Genomic DNA, 13,328 nt, shown 5'->3' on the forward strand with positions numbered 1-13,328 from the left:
CAGCTTACTGGCGCTGGTCACCGTATCGGACTGTGCGGCGGTGGCGGTTTGCGGCAAGTTCGGTTGGTGTCGGTGGCCTGTGGCAGGGTCGCGGTTCATGGAAACAGACTCCACTGTCGCGGCGCTGACGAATCGGTCGCATTTCGATGACTGTCCCAGGTGCAGTAGCCCGATTCCGTTGCCGCTGGACAACTTCTGTTCTCAGTGCAGGTATCCGTTGCGGGTCGATTCGGAGGAGCGGGCGGCGAGGCTTCATGCTGCGAACCTTCGTCGGCTCCGTCGGCGTCGTGGTTAGAGCGGTCAGGTGGTGGCGGGTACGAGGGTGTTGGGTTTGACGAGGTAGGGGTAGACGCCGGTGCCTGGTGTTTCGTTTTCGACGAGGATGAGGCCCTCGGGTTGGATTTCGCGTACGACGACGATGCCTGGTGCGCCGGGTGCGAGGTGGTAGCGGTCGCCGATGTTCACGGTGTCTCCTGTGCTTGCGGTGGTGTGTGGTGATTGTCGGTGCTCGAGGGCGGTTCGGACGGCTACTGCGGTGGTGGTGTCGTTCACGTGAGGGGTGTGATCGCGTCGGCAGGGACCCATTGCCGATCGAGGTCGAGCCGCCCCATCTTGTTGCCGGTCGGGATCGAAAACGTCACGCTCGCAAGCCAATCCCCGACGCTGGTCCGGGCCCACGCGTACAGGGTTCCCTCGACGATGGTGTCCATTGCAAGGCCTTCGGCCCGGACTTTCAACGCCGTGGTGTCGCGGAATCGTCCGCCTCCGGATCGTCCGATCGCGAGGGCGACGTTTTGTGCACGGATGGACAGATGTCCACGTACTGTTGCCCACCATGCCGAGACCTGGTTGGCGTGTTTGTATCACTCCACACGAGTTGGTGCCGCGGCCAGCGGTGCCGGACACAAATTTGGAGTGGCCTGGGTTCGCGCGGCCAGAGTTGGTGGCCGGCACGCCGTTCCTCATTGACCCATCATTTGAGTATGACATCGAGTTGAATGCCTTCTTCAGATCAGTCGATATGCAGGCGAAGGCGCGCCACACCCAGGTGGGCTACGCCCGCGATCTAGCCGCGTTTTTGAACTTCGTTGCTGTCTCACGAGACAGAGCTCGTTGGTGCGACGTCAACGAGGCTGACCATCTGGCGTACTGGCGCTGGCGCAGGATCGACTCTCAAGGGCCGCACATACAAGGTGCGACATGGGACCGAGAGGTTGCCGCAGTCGACAAGTTCTATCGATGGCAGGTCCGCGCGGGCCATATATTGAACAACCCTGTGCCGCAGAGAGTTCGACGACCAATGCCGTTCGGCGCGGGCCTCGTCCGTCATGACTCTTCGACCACAACACCGGCAACCTACTCGCACGATGCCGCGACGGATCGTATCGAGTGGCTCCCACCCCAGTCCTACCGTTTATGGCGCGATGTCGGGATTCGCGGATATCGCGCCGACGGTGTCCACGACACCGGGTTTCGCGGTCGCTGGGCGGCGCGCAATGCATCATTCTGCGACTTGATGGTGCGCACCGGCATGCGGTTGTCCGAGCAAGCGGCGCTGACGGTATTCGATGTGCCAACAGCTCGCGGTCTCGGGGGCTATCAACGTTTTTGGCTGCCGACGGCCATCGCCAAAGGTCGTTCGGCCCGCCGAGTCTACGTTCCTGAATCCGTGATCGCCGACCTGATCGGGTACGCGACACTCGATCGCGCGGAGGTCATCGCCCGCGCACGCGCCTGCGGACGGTACGAACAGGTTCGCCGCCCGCTCGTGATCCCTGATCCGCATTCGCCGGTCGTCGTACAGACTCGGTCCGGTCTGCGATCGACCGTGAAAGTTTCCAACCTCGATGCCGACGAACGACGCCGCTTGCTCATCGACGGGCCCGATGGCTTGACGCCGGCCGCGTTCTGGCTGTCGGAGTTCGGCACCCCCATCGCGGTCTCGACCTGGAAAGACATGTTCGCAGTCGCCAACACACGGTGTCGTCGAGCAGGAGTTCCTCTGACTGCACATGCTCACCTCCTGCGGCACACGTTCGCGGTGGTGACTCTGGAACAGCTACAGCGCGGACATATCAGCGCGATGACCGAAATGACTGCCGAACAGCGAGGGCAATGGACACAGATCTTCGGTGACCCTCTGGACTGGGTGCGACGTCGCCTCGGACACCGCTCCGTGGTGACAACACAGATCTACTTACACGCGCTGTCGGAATTGGAAATGGAAACGCGAATGATGTTGGTGCCCAACACATGGGAAGATCCCCGCGACACTCCACTCGACGTCTTCGACGTCGCCACTGAGAACAAAACACAGTGAACGGTCGCGGCAGTACCGGCACCGGGCGCCGCGCGATGCTCCCATCTGGCCCGTACACACCGACCGAAGGCGAACACGCCATCGCCTCCGGCCTCACGGTCCGATTCGATGGTGAAGACGGCCGGACTCTGCTGGTGGACGTCGCGAAGATGGCGCTGCCCGGTTGGCACACGGCAGTTGCAGAGGCTCTGGCCCTTGCCCTCGGGGCGACGGGACGCAGCAGGACGCTCAGCTCAGCGAAGGGACTGGTTACGAGGGTGCGATCCATGCTGCGATCCCTCTCGGAACTGCCGGATCCACCGACCGGACCACCGTTGCTGGAGACCGCCCACCTCCAATCTGTCTACAACCAGCGCAGAATCACGCAGAAGGACGTCTACGCCTGGCGAGGCATCGCACTTTTCGGACAGTTCCTGACGTTGCCACCGCTGGTCGATACGGTGAATTCATCAGTGATCGACTACACCTGCCGCCAAATCGGGCAGACCCGGATTGGCCAACCTGGCTACTCGGACGGAGAGTTCGATCGTATTCTCTCAGCCGCTCGGTCAGACATCACCGCATTGCGCGATCGAATTCGACTCTCGGAAGCTGCAATAGGACAAACGGGTGAACAGGAAGGCTTGGAGGGCGACAAAGAGCTCGTCGCGATTGCGGAATCAGGAGTCGTACCCCCGAGCCGGAGCTTCAGCGCGCACGTCGTCAGACTGGAGCTTGCGAGCCGGCTCTATATGACGATCCGGGACCTCGCGCCAATGCTCGTGTTGATGGTGGCGCTGACCGGCCGCAATATCGAAACCATCAAAGAGCTCCCCTGGGAACACCGAATCCTGGAGACACGCGCCGTCGAAGTTCGTGTCATCAAACGCCGCCGCGGCAATCACCGATGGTTCGAGACCGCGACGTGGGAGATCGGGCCACCGGGTCGCGAACTGCACTATCCCGGCGGTCTTTACCTACTGCTACACGAACTGACCACTCGCAGCAGGAACACTTCTGGCAGCGCATCCGTTTGGTCGATCTGGCGTAGCGGCCACAACACCGGCCTTCGCGGTATCGAAGAACATTTCGACCCATTCGCTCGCGAACTGACCGCGACAGCAATCAACCTTGCCGGATGGCGCACCCGGCATTGCCTCCACGCTGACGTCGTCGACGGAACGCCCCCGGCTCCGCTTGCGGTCACCGGCAACCGGATCAAGACCACGGCAGACGTGCGCCGTACCAAACAGATCGGCGGTCACCTCCCGTCCGCTGCCCGGAGCAACACCATCCCGGTTCTGTTCCGGAACTATCTACGCGGAGACCCGACAACACAGGAATGGGCACACACCGTTGTTGCGGCTGCCGTCAGCGACGCCGAATCGAGCGCTCTGGCAGCACACAGACGGGCGCTGCACGTTGCAGGAGGCACACTGAACGTGCAGCCGGAACGCTCCGCCACCAATCCTCACGGGGATACCCCGCCGACGCACACAGACGCAGCCGATACCGCCTGGTCAGCGTGCCGGGATCACGACCACCATCCCGCCACCGGGAGAAGCTGTCGCGCATCGTTTCTCGACTGCTTTCACTGCGGAAACTGCGTGATCACGCCTGATCACCTTCCTGGACTGCTCGGATTGCTCGATGCGCTGGCGGCCCGCCGCGATCAGCTGTCGGAGGCCGATTGGTGGGTCCGATACGGACCGACGTGGGCGGCCATCCGCCATGACGTTCTCTCGAAGTTCAATCGGTCCGAGATCCTGGCGGCAACGGAGATCAAACCCACCGATGCACTTCTCGATCTCGTCGAATCACCATGGGAGCAAACATGACCAACGCCCACCCTCAACCGTCGACGTCGCACCCGTTCGACGAACGATGCGTACTGAACGGGCGGCCGGTGCGCCCGGAGACAGAACTCAGCCGAGCTTCCCGATTCGTAGAGGACGTCTGGGATCTCAGTCCAGCTTTCTTTCAGCAACATCATGTTGCTCTGATCCTCGACTTCACATCCGTGCCGTCTGTCTATCGCACCGTGGCCAAAGAACGTTTCATCGGGCTGCTGGGCGGGCCTGCACCCGCCAGAGGACGCGGCTTACCGAAGGTAGCGACGATTGCCTCGATGTTGCCCACGCTCCGCCACTTCTTCTCCTGGCTCGCTTCGCGACCCAACCTGCGCCAGCCGCTGCTATCGGAGTTGCAACCTTCCGATTTGATTGCGTACCAACTGCATTTGCTCGCGACGCAACCCACTCTCACGGTTCGTGATCGCTATCGCAGTTCGGTTCGGTCGCTCTATCGCTACCGCGGACTCATGGTTACCGATCAGCTGACTTTCGACCCGTACCACATCGATGGTTGGAGCGAGTCCGGCGACAGGAGCGGGCCAGACAACGCGACCGCCAGAATTCCGGAGGCGGTGCTCGGACCCCTACTCACCTGGAGTCTGCGGTTCGTCGATGAGTTTGCATCGGACATTCTCGCGGCAGACCGCGAGTGGCGACGAGTTCGATTGCAAGAAGGGGTAGTTCCGCCCGAGGCAAGGCGTTGGGTAGAGAAGGATCTGGTCCATCTGTTAGCTGAATACCGTGACGCAGAACGCCCACTACCGGGACACAACGGCCAACCGAGCTTTCGCCACCTGTCCCGCCTGCTTGGATGCGATCGCTCGACCTTGCGGACTTACCATGACCTCATCGAGGACACAGCTCGACTGGTCGGGGTCGACAACGATGTCTCGTGTGACGTGGTGATCAACGGACGGATCAACGGGTCCCCCTGGATTGACCGCATCCTGTTCAATCGGCGTGATCGGCAGGCCGGGATCTTGCACCTGCTGTCGGCGCTGAGCGCAGCCTGCTACGTGATCATCGCGTTCCTGTCCGGCATGCGTGACAGCGAGATCAAGCATCTGCAGCGGGGCTGCATCAGCGTCAAACGTGACCCTCACGGCAGGCCCTACCGGTGGATGATCACCAGCCTGGCGTTCAAAGGTGAACGCGACCCCACCGGAGTGCAAGCGACCTGGGTTGTCGGCGCTCCGGCCGCCCGCGCCGTGGCGGTCCTCGAACTCCTCCAACCCCGTAACGAAACCCGGCTGTTCGCACCCTCAACTCATGGCACCGCTGTGCGGATCGGCAAAACCGCCGCCCACGTCAATTTGACCAAGACCACGAACGACCACATCAACAATCTGGTGTCCTGGATCGATGGCTATTGTCGCGCACATGATCTCGCAGAGGACATTCCGGCTGTGAATGCCCAAACGTGGCGGCTGACAACCCGCCAGTTCAGACGAACACTCGCCTGGTTCATCGCACGCCAACCCGGCGGATCCATTGCCGGGGCAATTCAATATCGCCACCAAGCTGTCCAGATGTTCGAGGGCTACGCCGGCACATCGGATAGCGGTTTCCGCGCCGAAGTCGAGTCAGAGGAGGCCCTTGCCCGAGGGGAGGGTCTGATGGCAATGATCGATGCCCACGAACACACCGATCTCGTTGGAGCCGCCGCCGACGAAGCCCGCCGACGTCTGAGCGAGCTCGAGTCGAATATCCGATACCAAGGACAGGTCGTCACCGACCGGCGTCGGCACGACCGCTTAATACGCCGATTCGACCCAGCAATCTATCCAGGCCGATACGCCACCTGCGTCTACGATCCGGACAAGGCACTGTGCACACGCGCACAAAACCTTTCGGGCCAGAACGCGCCGACGCTCGGTGGTTGTCGACCTCTTGAATGCCGCAACGTCGCGCTCACCTCAGGCAACCTCGACGAGTTGCGTTCGGAGAGCTCCGATATCGAGCGCGAGCTCGAACGAAAACCGTCGCTGCCTCCGTTGCTGCAGCATCGACTACGGCAACGGAGTGAGCAGATAAATCAGTTCGTCGACCGACACGATCCGAACTCAATCCGATGAGTAAACGCATCGACCTCCCGAGCGAGCAGGACGTCCGTCGAGTGATGACAGAGCACATCGAAGACGCAGCATCGGCCGGCGGCCGCGCCACTGTCATCGGCCTTGCCCGTCGACTGGGTCTGTCCAACGCAACCTTCTGGCGGCACTACCCCGCTATCGCTGCCGAACTCAGAGCCGCTTCCGTCGCAGCTCCCGTCGCCACACGGCATGACGACCGGACCGAACTCCTTGCCTCCAACAAACGCGTGCAACGAGACAACGCGGCGCTGACTCAAGACCTCACCCTCGCACTGGCCGTCATCCAGCGGCTAACACTCGACAACCACGCCCTACGGAAAGAACTGGAAACAACGTCAGGGGTGACCTCCCTGCAGTCACGCTCGAGCTCCGCGGACGCTGTCGTGGGCGCGTGTGGCCGGCAGGACCGCTAAGCCTCGATCCACCGATAAAGCTGCAAGATACTGGGCGTCGGGGAGGAAGTATCCTCCGACCAGAATTAATTCGAGTTCTCACACAGCGAATCAGACCAGACCACTCCGAGTATGTTCACCGCTGTCCTTTTTGAGATGACTCGTTCAGCTTTTGACGTCGGATGGCAGATACACCAACGACAATGCTTGCGATCCCAGCCGCGAGGACAAGCGTTGACAGCGGATCAAATTCATGAGTCTCCACACGCGTGTCAAAATCCTGTGCAGCGCAACGCACGACGACTAGCGGTAGGAGGGGACGACTGGACTCGACGTCGACAGCCCCCGGATAAGCATTCTCGCAAATTTCTGAGGCCGAGCGACCGAGCCCAATCTGGCTGGTCGCCCCAAATGCAACACCAACGAGCAAGACGCCGATTAGAACCAGCAGGACAGCTGGCCGTAGCCACCGAGAACCTGTATTGCTCATGCGTTCGAAGTCTAGCCGCCGTCGAGTTGGCGGCGGTCACGGTGACCGAATTGTGACCAAACTCGTGTTCGCGTGTCTCTCCAACGGTGGGCAAACTGACCGTACTGTTCGGTTCGTCCTTGATGCCCTTCACTGTGGGAGCTCCATGAAACCGAGCAGGCTACCTCTCAAGTCGCATATTGGCGATCCAAGCCCATTGATCAATGTCCGCTTCAGGGAGCATCGGACGCGAAATCAAATTGTCGCTCGAAGAATGTCACTTATCGGTGCGTTAATTACATCCCTTGCATTGCTAGTTTCTACACCTGGCGTTGCGAACGCCGATCAATTTCGCAACAACCAGTGGGTATTCGGCTCCATCGAACGCGAATTTATCGATTTCCTTTCCGGTGCTAACCAATACGGCCAAGGCGGCACCTCGAGTATCGGAGAACCCACCAGTGGCGAGCTTTACGCAGGAAACAGCAACGAGGGGCGGTGGCAGGAATTCGGGTTTACTAATCGCATTTACTGGTCGCCGAATGTCGACCCAAACAAAGGTCGTCAAATCGGCGGCTTGATCATGAACAAGTGGCTTAATTTGCCATCGCGTCAGTACAGAACGTATGTCAACGGCCCGTATCAGTACGAGAAGCGAAGCGACGAACGTGGACGACTCGGGTACCCGGTCACACGTGAGAGCCCTGCTTCTGGCGGGCGGTACAACAACTTCCAGGGCGGCGCGATTACATACAAGTTCGGAGCCACATCTGCCTATGCCACCTGGGGTAACATTCGCGATCAGTGGGCTGCGCAGAACTACGAGCTTGGACCCTTGGGCTTCCCGAGCAGTGATGAGTACCTGTGTCAAGATGGAACAACGTCCAATGATGGTTACGAGTCATATGGCGCTTCCGGACAGAACTTCCAGAACGGCCAGTATCTGACGTCAGGACGCAGGCCGCCGACATTGGGCTACAGCTCAGTCCTCTTCTCCAAACTCACCTATCAGTCATCTTCCCAATACACGACCGCAATTTCGCAGGCATCCACTGCTTGGAATGCACTTGGGAGCGTCCAGGTTACCCCCTATGACCCTGTGAACCCGACGCTCACTAATGTGGAAATTTCCGACGCCAACCGTCCGGACGTCACATGGGCCGGGCTATACAGCAACACCGACTTTGGGGTGGACACTATTCAAATGAATACAGCGAAGCTCGGTAACGCCAGTAATCAACGGAACGTTATGACACACGAGATGGGTCATGCGCTCGGTTTGGCGCATAACTGCAAAAGTCAGCTGATGGATCCGATTTCAAACTCATCGGTTTTTGCGCCGCAGTTCATGGATCAAGCCGCCTACCGTCAACTCTGGGGATGACATGATGAAGGTCAGAAGTTTAGGATCAAAGTACGGCACGGTGGGCGTTGCGAGCTTATTCGCCTGCATTGTATTAGTTGGCTGCAGCACTTCGGCAGGCACGCAACCTGGAGATGCTGGCACGACTGCCAGCGTGACTACGCGCACACAAGCAGTGGAAATGGACTCGGCTTTCGATGTGACAGACCCTCAGCAGCTTGCCGGTTGGGCCGACGCGGTCTTCGTCGGAACAGTGATTGAGCAAGTCGGTACGAAGGCAGTTGGGCCGTTTCCCGAGACGCAGTTTTCTGTTGAGGTGCTTCAGACCCTAAAGGGTGACGTCGCGGGCCAAATACTCGTCAATCAGCAAGGCGGGTATGGCACCGACGGTACGTTGTACTTACTGGACGATGACCCACTGATCGAGCCGGGAGCAACATACCTTATGTCGGCTGGCTTCTTGCCGTCCGAAAACTGGTACACGGTCGCTCCACGCGCGGGCAAAGTGACGTTGTCAGCAGAGGAAGTTGCTGCCGTCAGCGATGGAACTGCGCGGCGATCAACCGATGAGCCAGCGCCGGTCGCAACAATGCGAGATGCCATCGACAACGAGATTCCGTTCGATCCGAACCGCGAATCGGAGCCCGTCAGCTCCGAACCGCCAGTGCCACCAAGGTAGGTGTGTGACTTCAGTCGACTGGACCGGAAGCTGATCTTCACGTCCCACCAGTGCAGTTCGGGGGTGTATGACTTATTCCCGAACTGCACTGACGTTTTAGCCCGTCTTGGCTGTCGACGGGCCAAATCCTCATCCGCGGTGGCTCCGCTACAGCGGCAGCTCATGGTCCGAGCGTGATTCGGGCAGGTGTCGAACCCTCGTTGGTGATGGCCCGAAACAGCGGGATGCTAATCGGATGCACAGTGGTCAGAGGCAAACCCCGTCTACAACACATTCACTTTCACTGACCTCGGTGGATCGACGATGCGGCGGGTGGGTGGCTCGAAGGTGGTGGGCCAGGAGTCGAAGATGCCGGCGGAGTTGTCGGTGGTCATTGCGCGGCCGCGAGTGGTCGGCGGCCGGCGAGTTCGTCGCCGGGTGCGGGTGTCCAGCGCAGGCCTTGCTCGCCGAAGCTCGGGGCGGTGAGGGTGTAGCGGCCGGTCCGCTGTTGGGTTCCGCGTCCATGGACGGTGGTCTCGAGAGTGATCGACTTGATGCGGCCCCTCCCCTGCTCGATGCCGCCGTAGCCGATGACGGTCGATGCGACCGTGAGGTCGATGCCGGGCATGCGTCCGTCCGTGATGGCCAGGATGCTGCTGTGTCGGCGGTTGCGCGCGAGCAAAGCCCTTGCACGCGTGGGTGGTACATCTCGTCCGTGGACGGTGGTCACGACCAAATCCAACCCGTCGAGACAGATCGAGGCGGCGTCGAGGGGATCCCCTGCCCCGGGATCGACGAGATGAACCTTCGCGAGATCTCCGCCGTGTTCGTGGACGGCAAGCAGGCTGAGGCGTGGTTGGCCGATGAGGGCGACGTGGTGACCGGCGGCGGACGCTTCGGCTATGAGGGCGATGAGCGTCGATCCGGCACCGGTGACGGTGATGGCGGTTCCGCGGGCCAGAGCTCGGCGTGGGAGCAGAGCGGCGAGCGGCGGGGGTACAGGCATGGTCCGGAGGGTTTTGCCACGTACAGCGGCGGTGAGCGGTTCCGGCTCGTCGTCGATGACGGGCGCTACCGATTCCGCCGGTCCGGCAGCGATGATGGTGGGCAGTTCGGCGGGTGCGTGGTCGCGGCGGCCGCCGGGGACGGTCGCCATACGGCGACGAAGTACGTCGAGTTGGGTGGCTTTGTCGAGGCCGGTGAGGTCGGGGATGGCGTCGACGGTGGCCATGTGGATCGACCTTTCGCCGTGCCGGTAGGAACTACGGCAAGAATAGTCGAACTGATGTTCGACTGTCGAACGCGCTGGTCAACTCGTTCAGCGGGGGATGGGGTTGCCGTCGAGGTCGGCTGCGGTGAAGGTCCAGGCGAGGTGCCGGTACAGGCTCAGGGTGCGTTTGACCTGGTGGAGAGCTGTCGCGACGGCCGGGTGGTCGGGGTCGCGCCCCTCGTCTCGGACGGCTTCTCGTTCGTCGTGGTCCATAACTGCTTGGACGTAGCCGGGTTCCTGTTGGTTCCGACAACAGTCATTCGATCAAATGACTGAACTCAAGGGGCCTGAGTTTTAACGACTGGCGGCCATACCGAAAAGAGCAGGTGAACGCTCCCACGAAGTGGGGCGGTGTCGACGTAACGGGTTGTTCACCGACACGCCAGACTTCCAGCGAGCCGAACCTCGATTTCGGCGGTACCGTCGCCTTTAAGTCACAACCCGAGAGGGGGTGATGGAAGATGATTTATCAGCGCAAGAAGAGGAAGAGCCCGGTCAACTGGGGAGCGGTGGCGACCGTGATCCAGTTGGCCAGGATCTTCATCGGACTCTTCAGTTAACGCAATCATCTGAAACAAGTTGGCCAGGTTTCCATTGCTACGGGGGCCTGGCCTTCTTGCTGCCCGAGGTTAGTCCAATGTCGGACACATGTCAGTCCAACCGTTCGGCGTGGCGTTTCGAAGTCTTCGAAACGCCACTTGAGCACCCCTCTGGGACGGGCGATCGACCCCGCCCGGTGTGGGCGGGGCCGTCCGGCTTAGAGCTCGAGTGGCTGGATCAGTTCGTCGGTGCGGTGTTTGCCGAGTAGGCATTCCCAGGTCCGGGTATCGAGCTGCTCGGGTGCGACCCAATGTCCGCACATCGTGGCGTGGTGCACGTCCGCGTGCAGTCCGCCCAGATTGTGGGTGGCCATCGTCGCGCCGCGGTTGTGGGCGGCGGATGCGATGGCGGAGAGGCGATCTGGAAGCATGGCGAGATCCTTTCGAGGTTCGGATGAGACGCAGCGATCGGACATGACGAGGGTGGCCTGTCAACCCCAAAGAGGGAGCTTGCGACCGTGGGTTGACTGGTCGGGGTCCCCGGCATGTCAGACTCGGCGTCCTCGTACGACCCTCTTGGTGACCCATATGGGGGCGACGCCGAAGGCGGCGAGGTAGCGCAGTGGACGCCCACTCCCCCGCATGACCGGGCCTTTCAGTTGTGGCGGCGGTCTTCCTCAAGGCCGCGGAGTCGATCGAGTTCGGCGCGCTGCAGTGAGATCTCCTCGCGCAGGTCCGCGGCGATCGTCTTCTGCTCGTCGATCCGTTCGGCGTAGTCGCGGCGCAGCTCGACCTCGCGTTTGGTGGCGTCGGTGCGCTGCTGCGCGAGTGTTGCTGCGTTACTGCGGTTGTCGTCCTGATGCGCGCTGCGTTCGGCGGCCAGATCGGCGCGCAGGGCCTTCGCCTCGGTGCGCAGCTCGACCAGCTCGGCCTCGAGGCGTCGGTTCTTCTCGTCGTACCGGTCGACTGCATCGCGATGGCTGGTGTTGAGCGATGCCACGATGGAGTCGTGGTTGTCCTGCAGGGCAGTCATTTCGGCGCGTTGGCGTGCGTCGAGCTCGTCGAGGCTGCGTTGGTGTGATGCTTTCTGTTCCTCGAGGGCGGCGTGGGCCTGCTCGGCAGCGCTTTCTGCTGCTGCGGTCTGCTCCCATGCCTCGGCGGCGTCGCGGCGTAGTTCGTCGTTCTCGGCGTCGAGGGCGTCGGCGCGGACGGTCGCGGCGTGCGCTGCCGCTTCGGCGGCGGCGGCGCGCTCCTCGGCGGCCGAGACGGTGCGTGCGGTTTCGGCGCGCATCAGCTCCAGTCGTTGGTCGAGGGCTTTGGGGTCCGAGACGGTCCCGATCGCGGATTCGACTCGCTGGACCAGGGCGGTGAACTGCTCGGCCTGCGTGGCCAGCGCCGGGAGGACGGCGGCGAGCGATGCGACGGCCAGCTCGGGGGTCGCGGTGTCGGCCTCGTCTACGCCGGCAACTGCGGCGACCTTGCCCGCCTTCTCCGCTGCCCTGGCCCGGTGTGCCCGCACCCGGTCGGACGCGCTGGCATGAATGCGGGGTCGGCCTGGCTTGCGGGGCGGCTCGGCTGCGGTCATGACGCAACTCTACCATTTCGTTTCATATCATTACGTTTCATTTCATTACGTTGCCGTAACGGAATGGGAGACAAAAAAGGGGGCCCGGCCCCGTGGTGGGACCGAGACCCCGTGGGGGGGCCTGGCTTCAGTTGGTGCACCAGAAGGACCCGGCCGGGATGGCTGCGCCCGGCTGCCCGGCGCACCACCGGCAGGTGGTGTCGTGCTCGATGCGTCCGAGCACTCCTTCGGCCTCCTCGATGAGGATGGGCAGCTCTGCTGCGCTGGCGAGCGCGAGCGCTTCGGTGGCCCACCGGGCCGCCTGCGGATCCTCGGCGGGGCAATGAGCGGCATTGCCGATCAGGCCGGTGATGATCTGGTGATCGTTGAGCAGTTCGCAGTTGTTGTTCATATCAGGGACACCTTCCAAAGGTTCGGATGAGACGTACCCGATCGACATGACGAGGGTGGCCTGTCAACCCCGAAGAGCAGAGCTTGCGGAGCGTGGGGTGACTGGTCGGGGTCCCCGGCATGTCAGACTCGGGCGACTCGTACGACCAAAATGGTGACCCATATGGGGCGGCCCCGGAGGGGACGTGCGGACGCGCCCACGCGGACGAATACTGTTGCGCTGCAATGACTACAGCTATCTTTATCCCTTTGCGTTGCGAGGACTGGATTGCTTTCTCCGTGCTACGAGACCGACTGCGGGAAGTCGAATACGGATCGAATTACCGTGTCTATGAAGAATGCGGATATCGACGCTGGTTATCCTCGTGGAGACGAATGCGGTTGCGCATTGCGAATGTGTCGATGAAAGGTTTTCCG

13 protein-coding genes are annotated in these 13,328 nt (G+C 61.6%); 6 read left to right on the top strand and 7 right to left on the bottom strand.

Features of this window, described 5'->3' with window-relative positions; translation table 11 throughout:
* Window positions 1-300: 300 nt before the first annotated feature.
* Complete coding sequence (locus tag CH296_RS05285; RefSeq protein ID WP_094684208.1) at window positions 301-552, bottom strand: hypothetical protein; 252 nt, start codon at window positions 550-552, stop codon at window positions 301-303.
* Entirely contained in the window at window positions 549-710 is a 162-nt protein-coding gene (locus CH296_RS28815; RefSeq protein ID WP_179277632.1) for a hypothetical protein, read from the bottom strand. The genes CH296_RS05285 and CH296_RS28815 overlap by 4 nt, the downstream gene beginning before the upstream one ends.
* Before the next feature lie 233 nt (window positions 711-943).
* On the opposite strand from CH296_RS28815, the gene CH296_RS05290 reads away from it, so the two are divergent.
* The 6 genes from CH296_RS05290 (at window position 944) to CH296_RS05315 (ending at window position 9,148) form a co-directional block, all read left to right on the top strand.
* Window positions 944-2,320: a site-specific integrase gene (locus tag CH296_RS05290; protein ID WP_231893742.1), complete on the top strand. Its 1,377-nt coding sequence runs from the start codon at window positions 944-946 to the stop codon at window positions 2,318-2,320.
* Between the two features lie 35 nt (window positions 2,321-2,355).
* Window positions 2,356-4,137, top strand: coding sequence for a hypothetical protein (locus CH296_RS05295; protein ID WP_141215008.1), 1,782 nt, complete (start codon window positions 2,356-2,358; stop codon window positions 4,135-4,137).
* Window positions 4,134-6,227, top strand: coding sequence for a hypothetical protein (locus CH296_RS05300; protein WP_094684209.1), 2,094 nt, complete (start codon window positions 4,134-4,136; stop codon window positions 6,225-6,227). The genes CH296_RS05295 and CH296_RS05300 overlap by 4 nt, the downstream gene beginning before the upstream one ends.
* Window positions 6,224-6,658: a hypothetical protein gene (locus CH296_RS05305; protein ID WP_042940335.1), complete on the top strand. Its 435-nt coding sequence runs from the start codon at window positions 6,224-6,226 to the stop codon at window positions 6,656-6,658. Before CH296_RS05300 ends, CH296_RS05305 begins: the two co-directional genes overlap by 4 nt.
* A 614-nt stretch (window positions 6,659-7,272) precedes the next feature.
* Complete coding sequence (locus CH296_RS05310; RefSeq protein ID WP_179277633.1) at window positions 7,273-8,490, top strand: matrixin family metalloprotease; 1,218 nt, start codon at window positions 7,273-7,275, stop codon at window positions 8,488-8,490.
* Between the two features lies 1 nt (window position 8,491).
* On the top strand, window positions 8,492-9,148 hold the full coding sequence (locus tag CH296_RS05315) for a hypothetical protein (protein ID WP_143545005.1): 657 nt from the start codon (window positions 8,492-8,494) through the stop codon (window positions 9,146-9,148).
* 370 nt (window positions 9,149-9,518) lie between these two features.
* Here the strand turns inward: CH296_RS05315 and CH296_RS05320 are convergent, their stop codons facing one another.
* The 5 genes from CH296_RS05320 to CH296_RS05335 all read right to left on the bottom strand — a co-directional run bounded on the left by CH296_RS05320 (window position 9,519) and on the right by CH296_RS05335 (window position 12,912).
* On the bottom strand, window positions 9,519-10,358 hold the full coding sequence (locus CH296_RS05320) for a hypothetical protein (RefSeq protein ID WP_094684211.1): 840 nt from the start codon (window positions 10,356-10,358) through the stop codon (window positions 9,519-9,521).
* Between the two features lie 87 nt (window positions 10,359-10,445).
* Window positions 10,446-10,610: a hypothetical protein gene (locus CH296_RS28820; RefSeq protein WP_179277634.1), complete on the bottom strand. Its 165-nt coding sequence runs from the start codon at window positions 10,608-10,610 to the stop codon at window positions 10,446-10,448.
* A gap of 544 nt (window positions 10,611-11,154) precedes the next feature.
* A complete protein-coding gene (locus tag CH296_RS05325; protein ID WP_143546323.1) occupies window positions 11,155-11,367 on the bottom strand; it encodes a hypothetical protein in 213 nt (70 codons plus the stop codon).
* Between the two features lie 224 nt (window positions 11,368-11,591).
* Window positions 11,592-12,521, bottom strand: coding sequence for a hypothetical protein (locus tag CH296_RS05330; RefSeq protein WP_094684213.1), 930 nt, complete (start codon window positions 12,519-12,521; stop codon window positions 11,592-11,594).
* A gap of 127 nt (window positions 12,522-12,648) precedes the next feature.
* Window positions 12,649-12,912 carry a hypothetical protein gene (locus tag CH296_RS05335; protein WP_094684214.1) on the bottom strand — a complete coding sequence of 88 codons (264 nt, stop codon included), beginning with the start codon at window positions 12,910-12,912 and terminating at the stop codon, window positions 12,649-12,651.
* Window positions 12,913-13,328 lie beyond the last annotated feature (416 nt).

Source organism: Rhodococcus sp. 14-2496-1d, from assembly GCF_002259365.1.
In the GTDB taxonomy this organism is placed as follows: domain Bacteria; phylum Actinomycetota; class Actinomycetes; order Mycobacteriales; family Mycobacteriaceae; genus Rhodococcoides.